The sequence below is a fragment of the Gottfriedia sp. S16(2024) genome, from assembly GCF_050473765.1.
In the GTDB taxonomy this organism is placed as follows: domain Bacteria; phylum Bacillota; class Bacilli; order Bacillales; family Bacillaceae_G; genus Gottfriedia.
The window spans coordinates 4,461,085-4,476,150 of sequence record NZ_JBFLUO010000001.1; the positions used below are offsets into that span (position 1 = coordinate 4,461,085).

The following is a 15,066-nucleotide window of genomic DNA, read 5'->3' on the forward strand; positions in this document are numbered from 1 at the left end:
GCATTTGTAACTAGTTTATTTGTTAGTTTAGTTGGCTCTTTTTTCGTGGTCACTGGAGTTCACTCCTCTCGAGGATATATTCAATTGCTTTTCGTGTAATAGGTGAGCCGATTTCAATATCATCTCTCCCACCCATTTTTCCAATATCACCGATCCCTAAAATGAAGGGGATATTTAGTTGATCTAAATTATAAACGGTGTCTCCATTTATTCTTCCGATTTCAATATCAGGAACTCCATACTTATCGACACCGTATTCAGTTAAATTCCCTTCGTTATCAATGCTTACATCTACTTTTGTCCATTCTTGATGATGTGTATTTGATGCTACTGCTAATGCAGCAATAACTTCAATATGTTTATCACTCGCTACATATTTTAAAGCCTTTTCTCCAGGACCTTCTCCCATAAAGCCACTGTCATCAAACAATACAAATACTGGTTCTTTTTGTGCTTGCATAATGATTTCAACCATTCTCTTTCCAGAGAATTTAGTGGGATTACCTTTCGATTGTGATATTGTGCATCCGCCAAATTGTTTTGCCAAATACTCAATACTCCGATGTGCATATACATCTCCGTCGGTTACGATAATGATCCTTTTCTTTTTCATAAGTTAACCTTTTGGCTTAAAAATTAGAGCAATTATAAATGAGAATAAAATTGCTGCCGAAATGCCAGATGAAGTTAGTGAAAAGATCCCCATTCCAATACCTATAAAGCCGTGGTCATTTGCTTCTGCCATCGCTCCGTGTAATAAAGAATGACCAAAACTAGTAATTGGAACGGTTGCACCCGCACCAGCAAATTTTATAAGCTTATCGTAAATGCCAAACCCATCTAAAATTGAACCAATTACAACAAAAATACACATTACATGCCCTGGTGTTAACTTTGTGAAATCAAAAAGTAACTGGCCTACTACACAAATTAAACCTCCTACTATAAAAGCATTAACAAAATCCATCTGAACACCTCCTAACAGCTTTCGAAAACGACAGCATGTGAAATAGTTGGAATTGATTCTTTCTGTTGAATCATTGTTGGGCTTAAAAGAGCGCCGGTTGCTGCTACCAAAATCCGTTTATAAGTACCTTTATTTAACTCTTGAAATAAATGACCATATGTTACGACCGCTGAACAAGCACAGCCACTTCCACCAGCAAAAACTTCCTGATTTTCTCGATCATAGATTAGCAATCCACAATCATTGTATTTCCCTGCCATATCATATCCTTCTTCTCTAACAAGTTGTTCGCAAATTGGTGCACCAACAGCTGAAAGATCTCCAGTTACGATAAAATCATAATCATTAGGTGTTGTATTTGTATCTTTAAAGTGTTGCACGATTGTATAAGCTGCTGCTGGTGCCATCGCAGAACCCATGTCGAATGGATCTGTCAAACCTAAATCCTGAACTGTACCTATTGTGGCGCATTTTACTTTTATTTTGCTTTTTTTATTGGAAAGGAGAACACTTCCCGCACCAGTTACTGTAAAAGTTGCCGAATCAGGTTTTTGTCCACCATATTCTGTAGGATATCTATATTGTCTTTCAGCAGTAGCATTATGGCTACTTGTTGCTGCCAGTGCCATTTTTGCATAACCACTATCGATTAACTGTGCACCGAGTGCAGCCGTTTCCATTGAAGTTGAGCATGCTCCAAACATACATAAAAAAGGAAGTTGCAATTCTCTTGCCATAAAGTTCGCAGTAACATTTTGATTTAATAAATCACCTGCTAAAAATACATCGATATCTTCGACGTTTTTGTTTGCTTTTTTTAATGCAACTGAAACTGCATTTCTCATTAATGCTCTTTCTGCTAATTCCCAATTATCTTCACCACAGTGAAGATCTTCATAAGCATAATCAAATTTGCCAGCTAACAGTCCCAAGTTTTCTCTTGGTCCTACAGCGGTTCCAGATGCTTGGACATAAACACCATTTTGAAACTCCCAAGTTTGTTTACCGACTAAAGCCATATGTACTCACCTCCTATAAGAATACTTTAAATGCGTATCGTATCATTCCGACGACGTATGCCGAAACAACTCCATAAACAATTACACAACCAGCTAGTTTAAACATATTTGTTGCAACCCCTAGAACTAGACCTTCACTTCTATGTTCCATAGCAGCACTCGTCATAGAGTTGGCAAAGCCTGTTACAGGAACAGCGGATCCTGCACCTGCAAATTGGCCAATTTTGTCATATATACCTAACCCTGTAAGTAAGCTAGAAATTAAAACAAGTGTAGCTACTGTTGGATCACCGACATTTTTATCAGTAAAGTTAAAATAGTTTATATAGATTTTTGTAATACACTCACCTAAAAAACAGATAAATCCCCCAACTAAAAATGCTTTAATACAATTTTTTAATACCGGCTTTTTTGGTTGGTATGGTTTGATATTCTCTTTATAATTAGCTTTTAATTTCCCACTCATTTCATCCATCCTTTACTCTATAAAATAAATCCAATGAAATAACGAACCAAAAACTTTACCTAGTGCGATCGCCATTAATAAGTACACAATTTTCTTTTGAATGCCAATTCGTTTCGCTAAAATTGGAAAAACGTTTAAAACCTCAGTTAATGCGGCAGCTAACATTCCAATAAAAATACCTGCTAACAGCCCAATAAAAACTGAAAATATATTCGGCAAATTAAATACGGTATTTCGTAAACTAATCCAGCAACCAAAAATTGCTCCTAAAATGACTGAAAACTCATATGCACGAATTTTTTTAATCGTTTTTGTTAACTGTGTTAGTCTCGGAATAATTCCAATAACCGATAAAAATGCTACAAAGCCCGTACCAACAGCTATACCTCCCGAAAACCCTACAAACACTATAAACAAATCTCTAATCATCGGTATTTACACTTTTGTTTGGCTTTTTATTTTCGTTTACTAACACATATTCATCCATTGAGCGTTGATACTGAAACATTTCTACTTCAAGAGGGCTCGGCTCTTCGTTTAATCTAGTCTTAAACCATTGATTAAAAAATAAAATCATCCCAATTCCTAGTCCAAAAGAATATGGTACTTGAAGTAATAAAGGTTTATGATTATGTTCTCCTGTAATCATATAGTAAATTCGTTGTTGAACCTGCTGCATGCTTACATCTTCATGGAAATAAATGATTGCTAATGAAGAACCCGTAAATAACAGGATCCAAACGAAACAAAACAGAAAGAAACGATCCTTTGAAACTTCATTTTTAAGTTCTATTATGCACATCGTCACTCCAACGAGCTCAAACGAAATATCAGGTTCAATTTCTTGAATTAATGGCAAAAGATCGAGAATATCAATAACTGTATGTGTACCATCCTCCTTTTTTGATTCATGTACAATGATTTTTTTAATTTGGGCTAAATCAACATTAATCCCTTGTAATCGTGCAATCTCTTCTAGATGTACACGTTTACCTACTTGTACAACGATCCGATTAAGTAACTTAATATATAACACCTTATTCATACTTTCCCCTCAGTTTCAAAGCTTTATGAATTCAATTACAACTAGTATGTGAAAACTTCCCAAAAATATAAGTCCAGGAAGATTGAACTAAGTAGTTTGGTAAGTAAAAACAGGAAATGTTAGGCGTCATCCCGATCAAAAAAAGCATTAGGTAGTCGAATTTGGAGATGTTTCATCTATATTTGAAACAGGAGTTTATAGTAAAAAGACAAAATAAAAAAGCTGAAAAATCGTTTTGAATTCAATACGATTCTTCAGCTTTTTTAGCTATGATTTTATTTAATTTTGTCTTTCATTTGTTGGAGAATTTTTTTCTCTAGTCTTGATACTTGCACTTGAGAAATTCCTAATCGTTCAGCAACTTCTGATTGAGTTTGATCTTTATAGTATCTTAAATAGACAATTAATCGCTCTCGATCATCTAATTGTTTTATCGCTTCTTTTAATGCAAATTTTTCAAACCAATTTGTTTCATGGTTATCAGCAATTTGATCTAACAATGTAATTGGATCCCCATCATTTTCATACACCGTTTCATGAATTGATGAAGGAGCTCTACTAGCTTCTTGCGCAAGTACAACATCCTCTGGTGTAATTTCCATATGAGTAGCAATCTCGTTAATTGTAGGCATTCTTCCAAGCGTTTTACTTAATTCTTCTTTTGCTTTTCGAATTTTATTATTCGTTTCCTTTAATGAACGACTCACTTTAACTGTTCCATCGTCTCGAATAAATCGTTGGATTTCTCCGATAATCATTGGAACAGCGTATGTAGAAAATCGCACATCATAAGATAAATCAAATTTATCTACCGATTTCAATAAACCGATACAACCAATCTGAAATAAATCATCTGGTTCATATCCACGGTTAATAAAGCGCTGAACAACTGACCATACCAGTCTCATGTTGTGCCCGACGATGCTGTCTCTAGCCAATTGATCTCCAGCCTGACTACGCTTAATTAACTCTTTTAATTCATGATCCTTTAACTGCGCACGGGGTTGATCTTGCTTGACTTCTACGTCCATAGGCGGATTCTCCTTAATTACTTAAAACATTGCTATTTGATAAGTACTTTTTAACCGTAATCGTTGTACCAACATTAATAGTGGACACAACTTCACATTGATCCATGAAATTCTCCATAATCGTAAATCCCATGCCGGATCTTTCTAAATCTGGTTTTGAAGTATATAAAGGTTGCATTGCTTCATCTAAATCAGAAATACCAATTCCTTCATCTCGAATTGTTAAAGTTACTGTCTGATCTTCAAGTAAAACTGAAATGAATACGATCCCTTCAGGATTATTTTCATACCCATGAATAATCGCATTTGTAACAGCCTCAGATACTACAGTTTTAATTTCAGTTAATTCATCTAAAGTAGGATCTAGCTGAGTAATAAATGCAGCTACAGTTACACGAGCAAATGATTCATTTTGACTTAATGCAGAAAATTGAAGGTTCATCTCATTTCGCATTATGCCACCCCCAATACATTAAGTCCATTTGACTCATCATCAGCTAAATGAACGATCTTAAATAAACCAGACATATCAAATAACCGCTTAATTGATGGAGAAATTGAGCATACAACCATTTCTCCACCTTTATTTCGAATAACTTTATATCTACCTAAAATGACACCTAAACCAGAACTATCCATAAATGTTAAATGCTCAAGATTTAATAAAATATGTTTGATAGTCCGTGACTCTAATACCTCATTTACTTGTAAACGTAAATCCTCAGCAGTGTGATGATCTAGTTCCCCTGCTAGTCTTACACAAAGGATTGCATTTTTCACTTCAAGTTCAATATTAAGACTCACTACAATAACCTCCTTATTTGACGGTTATTGAAAGTTTCGTTAAAACTAAACCGAATTCCTTCATGCATGACAAAACTAGTGGGAAAACGCCAAATCTTTTAGGAATACTCGAAATTAGTCGGAAAAAATCAGTTAAATCCACCAACAGTACGCTTAAATAAATCATACCAATTCGCTTTACTTACCGATTTATTCGCCACTAAGTCTGTTTTAGATAAAACTTTACTACCTTGTTTTAAGACTAAAACTCCGACAACTTCCCCTTTTTTAATTGGTGCTTGAATATTTTTGTTAAGCTTAATATCTTTCGTAATTTTATTCAGCGCCTCACCCTTCTTCAATACAACTGAAACTGGGCTTTTTGTGATAACATTTACACCTTTAGACTTACCTTTGCTAATACTAAGTCTTTCGATATTCTCACCTTGTTTAATTAATTGCTTTACTTGATATTGATTAAATGCATAATCAAGCATATTTGTCATTTGTGCATTTCTTTCTTTAGAAGTAGGCGCACCCATAATTACGCTAACTACTCGCATGTTGTTCTTCTTAGCAGTTGCTGTTAAACAATATTTTGCTTCTGCAGTAAATCCAGTTTTCAATCCATCTGCTCCTGGATAAAAACGAACTAGTTTATTCGTATTAACTAACCAAAATTGTTTTTCAGTATCTTTTCTCAAGTAATCTTCATAAGTACCAGTAAATTTTGTGATTAATGGATATTTTAAAAGCTCTCTTCCCATGATTGCCATATCATACGCTGATGAATAATGACCAGGTGCAGGTAACCCAGTTGGATTTTCAAAATGTGTATTTTTTAATCCTAACTGTTTTACTTTTTTATTCATTAAAGCGACAAATGCCTCTTCTGTACCTGCAATTTTCTCTGCCATTGCAACTGATGCATCATTTCCCGATGCGATTGCAATCCCTTTTAACATTTCTTTTACAGTCATCTCTTCGCCAGGTTCTAAAAAGATTTGTGATCCGCCCATTGACGCAGCATGTTCACTTGTCATTACTTTATCATCCAGCCTGAGTTTTCCTTTATTGATTTCTTCCATAATAATAAGCATTGTCATGATCTTAGTCATACTTGCTGGTGGAAGCTCTTTTCTAGCATCTTTTTCATATAAGATTTTGCCAGTATCTTGTTCAATAATTACAGAAGATAATGCATTTTTTGCCAAACTTACATCATTATTTTGTGTCTCTCTTGCATCTACTTTAGGTAGTGATAAAGAAAAGATCATAACACTACTTAAAAGAGTTAGTAATACCCTTTTCATCTATAACCCTCCATTCTTTTCATACATATTTTTTCCAAATATAAGTAGTTTAATCAAGTACAGAAGAAAATATTAGAAAGAATGGAACTATTTACATACATGAGAACATATGATATAAGTAAAGTGTATTAATTATACTCATACACTTAATACACTCCATACACTTAAGAAAACATTTGAGGTGGTGATCTCTTGATTATTATTTTAGACCCAAGAAGCCATTTACCGCTTTGGGAGCAAATTGTTCTACAAACAAAAGAGCAGATGCTAAGAAAGATTTTGGTAAATGGAGATAAACTTCCTTCCGTACGTGAATTAGCAACCACATTGGTAATTAATCCAAATACTGTTAGTAGAGCCTATCAAGAACTAGAGCGCACTGGCGTCATCGAAACGATAAGGGGTAAAGGAACATTCGTAATTGGTTTAACGAAAGAGACTGTTTCAACAGACACCCTTTTAAAATATAAAAATAAACTGTCCAATTTATTAATTGATTGTTTAACAGATGGCGTTGAAGTGGAAGAAATAATGAATTGGGTAAAAGAGTTTTATTCTAATAAAGGAGCTGAATAGTTTGCTGAAAATCCATCATTTAAATAAAAAACTCGATGAACAGGAAGTATTAAAAAATCTAAACTTTCAAATCGAAAAAGGTAAAATCACAGGCTTAATCGGTAGAAATGGAGCTGGTAAAACGACTCTTTTAAGGACGATCGTTGGCATTTTATCTCCAGACGAAGGCTCAATACTAATTGATGATGAAGAGATTAACGAATCACCAATTACTAGAAGACAAATTGCATATATGAGTGATTCTACAAATTTCATTAATCAATATAGTGTGAAAGAACTTATTACGATCTATGAAAATTCATATCCAAACTTCAATAAACACAAATTTTTAGAAGCATTAAATAAATATAAGTTACCTAATACATCTCTACGTAAATACTCTAAAGGGATGAAAACACTGATCTATTTATTATTAACCTTTTCGACTAATGCAAAATATGTCATTTTAGACGAACCGACTAACGGTTTAGACCCAGTCGTTAAACGGACTGTTTTGCAATTAATAATTGAATATGCAAGCACAGAATCAGTTGGAGTTATTATTTCATCACATCATCTTGCTGAGCTTGAGAAAATAATTGATCAATATTTATTTATTAAGGACGGAAGAATTAATTCAATCTCTACAATGGAAGAAAGTACGAATCAATTTTATAAATTACAAGTAGCATTTGAAAATGGCTTACCTAAAATATTGGAAGAAGACCCATCTATTTCTGTATTCTCAAAAACCGGCAAAGTAGCAATTATCATTATTAATGGAAATAAAGACGAATATATAAAACGAATGGAAAATGAAAATCCGCTTCTTTTAGAAGAACTTCCATTGACTTTAGAGGATTTATTTTTCATAAACGATGGAGGGGACTTATATGTTTAGTAAAGCATTGTGGCTAATAAATTCTAAACAATCTAGGCTTGCACTTATTTTATTATATCTTGTCTACCTGATTATTCTTCCATTTAGCTATTACAATAATACGGATGAATTAAATCGAGCATTACTAACAAATCCGAGTAATCCGTACCTTTATATAACTGACTTTAGTATGCTAGCAGTTATTTCACCGATTATTGTATTAATCCTAAGTATCTTATTGATCGGAATTGGCCGTAATACAGGAGGAATTGATTTTCAATTTTCACTTCCATACTCACCGAGACAACTTTATTTATCAAAATGGATGTTTGGAATTGCTCATATTTTTATGGCGACTGTTGGATTAATTATTTTAACTCTATTAATCCATTACAATACTAATCTTCACAAATATATTGATGCTTCATCATTTGTAACTATTTTTACTGTCATTTTCCTATTTACGATTGCTTTTTTTACTATTGGTCTATCGATTGGAACAATTACTGGTCATTATTTTTCACAAACACTTTTCACTATTTTTACGATTTTCTCACCTAGTATTATCTATTTTAGTATCTATTCAAATTTAAATGGCCTCTTTAACTATAAATTAACTGGTAATAGCTTTGAAAAACTGATTACTAGTTGGTCTATTCCATATCTAGCTGGCCAACTATCAATTTCAAAGGATTTTAATGAACAAATCGTTGATTATCCAACTATAGACTATGGAAATTTAACGATCATTATCCTTTATATCGTTGCATTTTTAATAATCGGGTTATTATGTTATAACAGACATGCGAATGTCAATAATGGCAAATTATTCGTATATAAAAAATTCGGGTTTTTCGTAAACGGATTATTTGTATATCTTACAGCAACATTAATCGCTTTACTAACATCTACAATTGCAAATGGAAATAACACGATTATTTACGTGATTGGATTAATAATAGGTACCGTTGTTGGCTATTTCTTCTATAAACGATTAAATAAATTTTTTGATTAATGTTTTTCAAAAAAATTCATAAAACACCAAAATAAAAAGCGCTGTTTCTCAGTAGAGAAATCAGCGCTTTTTTTTATGTGATAAAATTCAATGCGAAACGTACAAAGAATAATGCTGAAATTGCCACCATATATGGTGTGATTTCAGTTTTCTTACCTGCTGCCATTTTAACTAATGGATAAGCAATAAAACCGAATGCAATTCCGTCAATAATACTATATGTTAAAGGGATGAATGCTAAAATTAAGAAGGCAGGTATTGCCTCAGTAGGATCATCCAATTGAATATCTGTAATGTGTTTAACCATTAATGAACCGATTATGATTAAGATTGGTGCAATCGCAGATGTTGGAATATATGCTATTAATGGCATAAAGAGTAAACAACCTAAAAATAAAAATCCAGTTACAACAGAAGTAAGACCTGTTCTACCACCAGAACTGATACCTGCACTACCTTCAACAGCAATAACTGTTGGACTAGTTCCAAGTAAACCGGATAAAATAATACCAAACGCAGTTCCTTGAACAACCTTTTGTTGCTTATGCTCTTGGTTTATCATGCTTAATTGACCATGAATAATACCGATTGATTCAAATAATACAACCATCGTTAACGAAAATACTGCAATCCAAAATGGAAAACTCAATATATGAGCAAAGGTCAGTTGTCCGACAACCTCACTAGCAGATTTCATTGTTATTCTCGATGTATCATGTGCTTTTTCAATTCCACCATGTAAAATGAATGAAATGATTGTACCTAAAATAACCGTAATTAAAAAGTTTGCAGGTACATTTTTAATAAAAAGATAAATCGCAATACCTAGTGTAATAACTGTTGCTAAAACATCCATGTTTGTAAAATTCGCGATGGATACAAACGTACTTTCATTTTTTACAACAATCCCACCAGCTTGAAGACCGATAAATGTTAAGAAAAATCCAATTCCAACTGTAATTGCACTTTTTAGTGATAATGGAATAGCAGTTGTTAATTTCTTAATTAATTTTGTGAATGATAAAATTGATAATAAGATTCCACTTACGAATACAACAGCAAGTGCTTCTTTCCAATTCATTCCCATTTCTCCAACCATAGTATAAGTAAACAATGCGTTGATGCCCATTCCTGGAACTAATACTAAAGGTGAATTACTCCATAATCCCATCATAACGCTTCCAAAAAAAGCTGACAGAATTGTGGCAATCATTGCACCTTGGAACGGTATACCTGCATCATGCAAAATTGTACTATTAACGGATAAAATATAGACAAGTGTTAAAAAAGAAACTGCACCTGCAATTAACTCCGTTTTAATGGTCGTACCGCTACCTTCAAGATTAAACTGTTTGTTCAATAAATTTTTCAAAGAAATTCCTCTCTTTTAGTGTCTCCCTCTCCCACCCATGCAACAAGGCACGATTACAATTATACTAAATTTAATCAAATAATTAAACAAGAAAATAATTTTCTTTAGTGTTTCATTTATAAAAACTTTTTGACAAATCAGGATTGCAACGAAAACAGTGCCTAGGATCCCAATTAGTTGAGCAACTCCTATATATTTTTTTAGTTTCATTTCGTAAGATAAAACTAGAGAATTATATTAGGAGTGTTTATTTTGAAAGAACTATTTAAGAAAGTGTCTGCAGCAATTGGTTTTACATTGCTAGTTACAAGTCCCATTATCTTTCCAATGTTGTTTTTTTTATTTGGAATGTCTACTGACGCCGATGGTACTGGGGCTGGTAGGGAATTATCAGGATCCTTTTATTTTACAATCTATTTGTTATTATATTTTATTGCCATCATACTGATTACATCTATTATTACTAAATTGATAATCAATAAAGGTACAGTATTTAAGCTTATTAGCTGTATCGGCTTATTGTTTTTACCCTTTATTTTACAGAGATTTTCATTCACTGACATGTATGGCTTTCTATTAATCCCAATAGGGGTTATCTTATTAATCACTATAGCGATCTATGAAAAACTCGATACGTGGAAAAAGCCGTTTATATGGTTTTTAATCCTCTTTCCATATATCATTTTCGTACTTATGTTATTTGGAAGTTTAAGTATTTAAAAGAGATTTAAATTTTACAATAAACAAAATCAAACAACCCCTTCCATAAAATGGTGGGGTTTATTTTTTTACTCTTCATTCCTTGATATCCTACTAAGGAATTGAAATTATGTAGCTGTTACGTTCAACTTCCCAAAGATAGTAAAAAGAGATCGTCCCAAGAGTAGACCTCCAATAGCAAATATTATAGATAACCATATTCCACTTTCACTCAATGCTAAATACGATGGAATTAAAATATTTAAAGAAACTTTCAGTGAAATTAATATAATGATTGATCCAATCACCCAGAGCTTCCTTTTTCCAGAACCGATTTCCCCTCGTTTTTCACGAGTGATTGCCCACCCTTGAATGATCCCTGTTAAGATACCCATAATGATTCCCGAGAGTAACAACAACCATTCAATTGCTCCAATTTTATTCATCTGATAAGCCCAAATCCCCCCTAAAATCAGCATTAATATCCCAATAAGAAAGAACGGATTAAACTTTTTCAACTTTCTTTCCTCCTTTGCTAGATTTAAATTACGTTAAATTAATTATACCGACTTGTAAAATTTATTTAATACGCCCTCAGGCTGAATTATAGAGAGAAATAAGTTTTTATAACGAAAATTACTTTTGTGTATTTAAAAATCCAAATGAAAAACTACCATTTAATAAAACAAAAAAAACTGCAATTAAGCAGTTTTATGAACTTCAACAATCCTATATCGAACCTCTAAAGTTTGAATCAAATAAATTTTCTCTATTAAATTTTTAAGCTAGAATTTCTCCCCAGTCATAATCGACATAAAATCCTTATAAAACCCTTCATAATCTAACCCTATTGCAATATGTTGTTGCTCTCTTCCATCAAATTTCTCAGGAGTATTTGTTACTCGAAAATCTGCAATACTTTGACCTCTAGCTACACCTGTTGAATCAATGACAACAGCAGATTGATAGAATTTAAATAGATCGCTTCGAATGACTGCCATGAGAGTTACTGCATCATGAACTGGACTCCCCTTTATGCCCGGTACCTGCTTTTGATAAAAGTTAAAATAATAATAATCTAATAGTGGTTTTACAAGATCAGTTTTCCCTTTAGAATGAATATAATTGGCCATTGCAGGAGTAACTATGGCATTTTGTGTTACATTTAATGGAAAAATATATGCACCTTTTACATATTTCATAACGATATTAGCTGCGATCGGATCTCCATGAAAATTCGCTTCTGCAATTGGTGTAACATTTCCAGGATATAGAAATGCGCCACCCATGATATAGTAAGAATTCACAGTTTTCATCAGATCTTCGTATAAGATAAATAAGGTGGCTAGCGAGGTTAACCTCCCAGTATTCACAATAATTAGTTCGTCCTTATACTGCTCAATCAACTTGATAACTTCATAAAAGTTTTCTAAGTTCTCTAACTTTAAACCTGGATCGATTGGGCCTAAACCAAACGGACCATGTATATCAAGGTAATAGGTTGGGATTTCTCCCGTCATTGGTTTCTCAGCACCACCATAGACTTTAATATATTCTTTTCCTGACCTTTTAAGTAAAAAACGAACATTCCTAGTCGTTTCTTTTTTAGAAACATTGCCGTAATCCGCCACAATCCCAATTATATTAATATCTTCTGTTAATCTTGCATAAACCAAAGCAATCGCATCATCAATTCCTACATCTCCGAAGAATAACACTTTCTTTCCCATCAGCTTAGCTCCCTTTATATCAAAACTTTGGAACATTTTTTTTATTATTTATTCCTTTGATATAATGGTATGTAGTTATCTATTTGAAAAGTATAAAAAACATCCTATATTTTCACTATAGGATGTTTTTTATATCCCCATATATTTCATTCATCGGGATTTATATAATTTCATTTTTTAACAATTCAATTTTTCATGATATTCATAACACTTTTTTATTTAATTGAATTTATCTACTTCTAATAAAACTTTGATATCTTGTGCCTTGAAATGTAAGTTCTCCATCATCACCTTCAACAATCATTCCGTATTCAGTATCCTTAACCTGGAATTCTAACCGATCTCCACTTTCTACTTCGAACGTTACAAAATAATTACTATATGACGAATGTTCCCTGCCACCATGTACTGCTGTTCTTTTAGTTATAGCTTTCGCTTTTACATTTAATTTTGGTGAGTTGTTATTTTTATTCCATTGTGTAACTCCTTTTATTATTGAAAATAAAACAATGGATATAACAATTACAAAACTAATACCAATGAAAATTGGACCAAACGTAAACATAAAATCTTCACCTTCAAACATTTTACCCCTCCTAGCAAGTTGAATAGAATAAATTTAGGTATATAAATTTTATAAGTAGTTTAATATAGGAAAAATAATAAAAAATAATGTTATAAAAATGATAATTCCTTTTGCAACATACCAGTGTAATAAATGGAGACCATCTATACAAACAGGGAATTACTTCCTCATTCTCTTTTTTGTACCGTTCTCTTGTATACACAAAAGACATCAATAAGATTCCTACTCCAAAATTATCCTTATTCTACTAATCTACCATGTAGTACAATAAAAAGACTACTTGAATAGTAGATTCCTGTTAAACTAAAGCATTGCATTGGTTAAAAAGAATGAATTAATATCTAATGCATATCCCGCATCTTTAACTCTCCATTTTCCTTTTTTACTATCTCTAACCAGCGTCCAACTAAAATTATCCATCGTTTTATTTGCATCCCAACCACCAACAACTGTAGGAGCGGTTTTAATGGTAGAAAAGATAACAATGGCATTTTTATTTTCCATATAAGCTTCAATTGTATCTGCATCGATTGCTTGAAACTCTGAATAGTGTAGTTCTGTAATTGTGCATCCTTCATTATTTTCATCTTTCTTGAATTCTTTCTTGACGGTATCAAACGCAGTGATTATATCGTCCTTCGTTAACTTTTTAGATTGTCCTATTCTTACTTTTACATGATCAGCATCAGTATAATTATCTTCCGCTTGTTCAACTCTCCATTTTCCCTTTTCACTATTTCTTATTAAAGTCCAAGTATATCTAGTCTGAGTTGATTTAGGCTTCCAACTTCCATCACCACCAGAAGAATCGACTTTAAAGTTAGAAAGCAAAACAATTACATTTTTATCGCCTACAACCGTTTCATAACCGCCACCATTATTCATATAATCTTTCGTGATCGCAAGAGAATCTTTTTCTGAATACCATAGATCCGTCAGTGTACATCCCTTATAACCTTTGAATTTTTCTTTTACAGTACTTACTGCTGCATTTATTTCGTCCTTAGTGAACTTATTTGAATGTCCTACTTTTACCTTTACAGTTTCAGCACCAGTTTGGTGCTTATATAATAGAATTGAAGATACAACAACTATTAATATAAAAAGAGAAAAAAATCGTTTCTTATTTTTCATACTATGGACTCCTATTATTAATTTTGTTTAACCAAATTTCCAGTTACTCCCATAAAAATAATTATACAGTATAGAACTGCTACTGTAATTTGGGGTAATTTCGCCTTTTTGACACAAAAATTGAACTATTCTTATGCATCTGCTATTTAGTTGAATATCAAAAAGCTACCGAAGCAACTTAAAGGTTGTTCAACTCAACGTCAGGTTGTAAAGAATATAGTCCAGCATTTTTTTGCAAAAAAAACAATATGCGATGCACCTCTTGTCAAAAGGTTCAATTAATGTTAGGATTGTGTTGCTGTAAAAATAAATCGTAATGAGGTGAGGATAACAATGAAAACAAAAAAATATATGTCTTATCCTCATATTGCTATTTAGTTTGTTATTTTTATATAAATACATTAATTAAGCTCTGAGGGTAGGATTCACTCTCAGGGCTTTTATATTTTTAGGCAGAAGGACCGTTCAAGC

The 15,066-nt window shown here is 32.7% G+C and carries 19 protein-coding genes; 4 read left to right on the forward strand and 15 right to left on the reverse strand.

The window, feature by feature from the left end:
* Nucleotides 1-49: 49 nt before the first annotated feature.
* From AB1282_RS21355 to AB1282_RS21400, 10 genes are all read right to left on the reverse strand, one after another.
* Complete coding sequence (locus tag AB1282_RS21355; RefSeq protein ID WP_049819788.1) at nt 50-613, reverse strand: stage V sporulation protein AE; 564 nt, start codon at nt 611-613, stop codon at nt 50-52.
* A gap of 3 nt (nt 614-616) precedes the next feature.
* A complete protein-coding gene (gene spoVAE, locus AB1282_RS21360) occupies nt 617-967 on the reverse strand; it encodes a stage V sporulation protein AE (RefSeq protein WP_056466865.1) in 351 nt (116 codons plus the stop codon).
* Nucleotides 968-978: 11 nt separating this feature from the next.
* The gene (gene spoVAD / locus AB1282_RS21365; protein ID WP_056466869.1) at nt 979-1,986 is read right to left on the reverse strand and encodes a stage V sporulation protein AD; all 1,008 of its coding nucleotides are present in this window, start codon (nt 1,984-1,986) and stop codon (nt 979-981) included.
* A 13-nt stretch (nt 1,987-1,999) separates the two neighbouring features.
* A complete protein-coding gene (gene spoVAC, locus AB1282_RS21370) occupies nt 2,000-2,452 on the reverse strand; it encodes a stage V sporulation protein AC (protein ID WP_056466871.1) in 453 nt (150 codons plus the stop codon).
* A gap of 12 nt (nt 2,453-2,464) precedes the next feature.
* Entirely contained in the window at nt 2,465-2,881 is a 417-nt protein-coding gene (locus tag AB1282_RS21375) for a stage V sporulation protein AB (RefSeq protein WP_056466874.1), read from the reverse strand.
* On the reverse strand, nt 2,874-3,497 hold the full coding sequence (locus AB1282_RS21380) for a stage V sporulation protein AA (RefSeq protein WP_056466878.1): 624 nt from the start codon (nt 3,495-3,497) through the stop codon (nt 2,874-2,876). Before AB1282_RS21380 ends, AB1282_RS21375 begins: the two co-directional genes overlap by 8 nt.
* A gap of 275 nt (nt 3,498-3,772) precedes the next feature.
* Nucleotides 3,773-4,528, reverse strand: a complete 756-nt coding sequence (gene sigF, locus AB1282_RS21385) for an RNA polymerase sporulation sigma factor SigF (protein WP_056466881.1) — start codon at nt 4,526-4,528, stop codon at nt 3,773-3,775.
* 13 nt (nt 4,529-4,541) lie between these two features.
* Nucleotides 4,542-4,982, reverse strand: coding sequence for an anti-sigma F factor (gene spoIIAB / locus AB1282_RS21390; RefSeq protein ID WP_056466884.1), 441 nt, complete (start codon nt 4,980-4,982; stop codon nt 4,542-4,544).
* Nucleotides 4,982-5,332 carry an anti-sigma F factor antagonist gene (spoIIAA, locus tag AB1282_RS21395; protein WP_025672020.1) on the reverse strand — a complete coding sequence of 117 codons (351 nt, stop codon included), beginning with the start codon at nt 5,330-5,332 and terminating at the stop codon, nt 4,982-4,984. The genes spoIIAB and spoIIAA overlap by 1 nt, the downstream gene beginning before the upstream one ends.
* Before the next feature lie 128 nt (nt 5,333-5,460).
* Nucleotides 5,461-6,624: a D-alanyl-D-alanine carboxypeptidase family protein gene (locus tag AB1282_RS21400; RefSeq protein ID WP_056466886.1), complete on the reverse strand. Its 1,164-nt coding sequence runs from the start codon at nt 6,622-6,624 to the stop codon at nt 5,461-5,463.
* Between the two features lie 195 nt (nt 6,625-6,819).
* On the opposite strand from AB1282_RS21400, the gene AB1282_RS21405 reads away from it, so the two are divergent.
* Genes AB1282_RS21405 through AB1282_RS21415 form a run of 3 tightly spaced genes read left to right on the forward strand, consistent with a single transcriptional unit; the run spans nt 6,820 to nt 9,074 of the window.
* Entirely contained in the window at nt 6,820-7,200 is a 381-nt protein-coding gene (locus tag AB1282_RS21405) for a GntR family transcriptional regulator (protein WP_056467058.1), read from the forward strand.
* Between the two features lies 1 nt (nt 7,201).
* Nucleotides 7,202-8,080, forward strand: coding sequence for an ABC transporter ATP-binding protein (locus AB1282_RS21410; RefSeq protein WP_056466889.1), 879 nt, complete (start codon nt 7,202-7,204; stop codon nt 8,078-8,080).
* Nucleotides 8,073-9,074, forward strand: a complete 1,002-nt coding sequence (locus tag AB1282_RS21415; protein WP_429900339.1) for an ABC transporter permease subunit — start codon at nt 8,073-8,075, stop codon at nt 9,072-9,074. The genes AB1282_RS21410 and AB1282_RS21415 overlap by 8 nt, the downstream gene beginning before the upstream one ends.
* A 73-nt stretch (nt 9,075-9,147) precedes the next feature.
* On the opposite strand, the gene AB1282_RS21420 is transcribed toward AB1282_RS21415, so the two are convergent.
* Entirely contained in the window at nt 9,148-10,446 is a 1,299-nt protein-coding gene (locus AB1282_RS21420) for an NCS2 family permease (RefSeq protein ID WP_056466895.1), read from the reverse strand.
* Between the two features lie 252 nt (nt 10,447-10,698).
* Here AB1282_RS21420 and AB1282_RS21425 point away from each other — a divergent pair, with 252 nt between their 5' ends.
* Nucleotides 10,699-11,166: a hypothetical protein gene (locus AB1282_RS21425; protein WP_429900341.1), complete on the forward strand. Its 468-nt coding sequence runs from the start codon at nt 10,699-10,701 to the stop codon at nt 11,164-11,166.
* Nucleotides 11,167-11,273: 107 nt separating this feature from the next.
* Here the strand turns inward: AB1282_RS21425 and AB1282_RS21430 are convergent, their stop codons facing one another.
* From AB1282_RS21430 to AB1282_RS21445, 4 genes are all read right to left on the reverse strand, one after another.
* Nucleotides 11,274-11,663, reverse strand: coding sequence for a hypothetical protein (locus tag AB1282_RS21430; protein WP_429900343.1), 390 nt, complete (start codon nt 11,661-11,663; stop codon nt 11,274-11,276).
* Between the two features lie 267 nt (nt 11,664-11,930).
* Complete coding sequence (locus AB1282_RS21435) at nt 11,931-12,875, reverse strand: nucleoside hydrolase (protein WP_056466901.1); 945 nt, start codon at nt 12,873-12,875, stop codon at nt 11,931-11,933.
* 229 nt (nt 12,876-13,104) lie between these two features.
* A complete protein-coding gene (locus tag AB1282_RS21440) occupies nt 13,105-13,461 on the reverse strand; it encodes a DUF2500 domain-containing protein (protein WP_056466903.1) in 357 nt (118 codons plus the stop codon).
* A 303-nt stretch (nt 13,462-13,764) separates the two neighbouring features.
* On the reverse strand, nt 13,765-14,595 hold the full coding sequence (locus AB1282_RS21445; RefSeq protein ID WP_429900345.1) for a hypothetical protein: 831 nt from the start codon (nt 14,593-14,595) through the stop codon (nt 13,765-13,767).
* Between the last annotated feature and the right edge of the window lie 471 nt (nt 14,596-15,066).

Bases quoted from the DNA above. Each gene is read 5' to 3' on its own strand.
- AB1282_RS21355 (WP_049819788.1), bottom strand. From the start codon at position 613: ATGAAAAAGAAAAGGATCATTATCGTAACCGACGGAGATGTATATGCA.
- spoVAE (WP_056466865.1), bottom strand. From the start codon at position 967: ATGGATTTTGTTAATGCTTTTATAGTAGGAGGTTTAATTTGTGTAGTA.
- spoVAD (WP_056466869.1), bottom strand. From the start codon at position 1,986: ATGGCTTTAGTCGGTAAACAAACTTGGGAGTTTCAAAATGGTGTTTAT.
- spoVAC (WP_056466871.1), bottom strand. From the start codon at position 2,452: ATGAGTGGGAAATTAAAAGCTAATTATAAAGAGAATATCAAACCATAC.
- AB1282_RS21375 (WP_056466874.1), bottom strand. From the start codon at position 2,881: ATGATTAGAGATTTGTTTATAGTGTTTGTAGGGTTTTCGGGAGGTATA.
- AB1282_RS21380 (WP_056466878.1), bottom strand. From the start codon at position 3,497: ATGAATAAGGTGTTATATATTAAGTTACTTAATCGGATCGTTGTACAA.
- sigF (WP_056466881.1), bottom strand. From the start codon at position 4,528: ATGGACGTAGAAGTCAAGCAAGATCAACCCCGTGCGCAGTTAAAGGAT.
- spoIIAB (WP_056466884.1), bottom strand. From the start codon at position 4,982: ATGCGAAATGAGATGAACCTTCAATTTTCTGCATTAAGTCAAAATGAA.
- AB1282_RS21400 (WP_056466886.1), bottom strand. From the start codon at position 6,624: ATGAAAAGGGTATTACTAACTCTTTTAAGTAGTGTTATGATCTTTTCT.
- AB1282_RS21415 (WP_429900339.1), top strand. From the start codon at position 8,073: ATGTTTAGTAAAGCATTGTGGCTAATAAATTCTAAACAATCTAGGCTT.
- AB1282_RS21435 (WP_056466901.1), bottom strand. From the start codon at position 12,875: ATGGGAAAGAAAGTGTTATTCTTCGGAGATGTAGGAATTGATGATGCG.
- AB1282_RS21440 (WP_056466903.1), bottom strand. From the start codon at position 13,461: ATGTTTGAAGGTGAAGATTTTATGTTTACGTTTGGTCCAATTTTCATT.
- AB1282_RS21445 (WP_429900345.1), bottom strand. From the start codon at position 14,595: ATGAAAAATAAGAAACGATTTTTTTCTCTTTTTATATTAATAGTTGTT.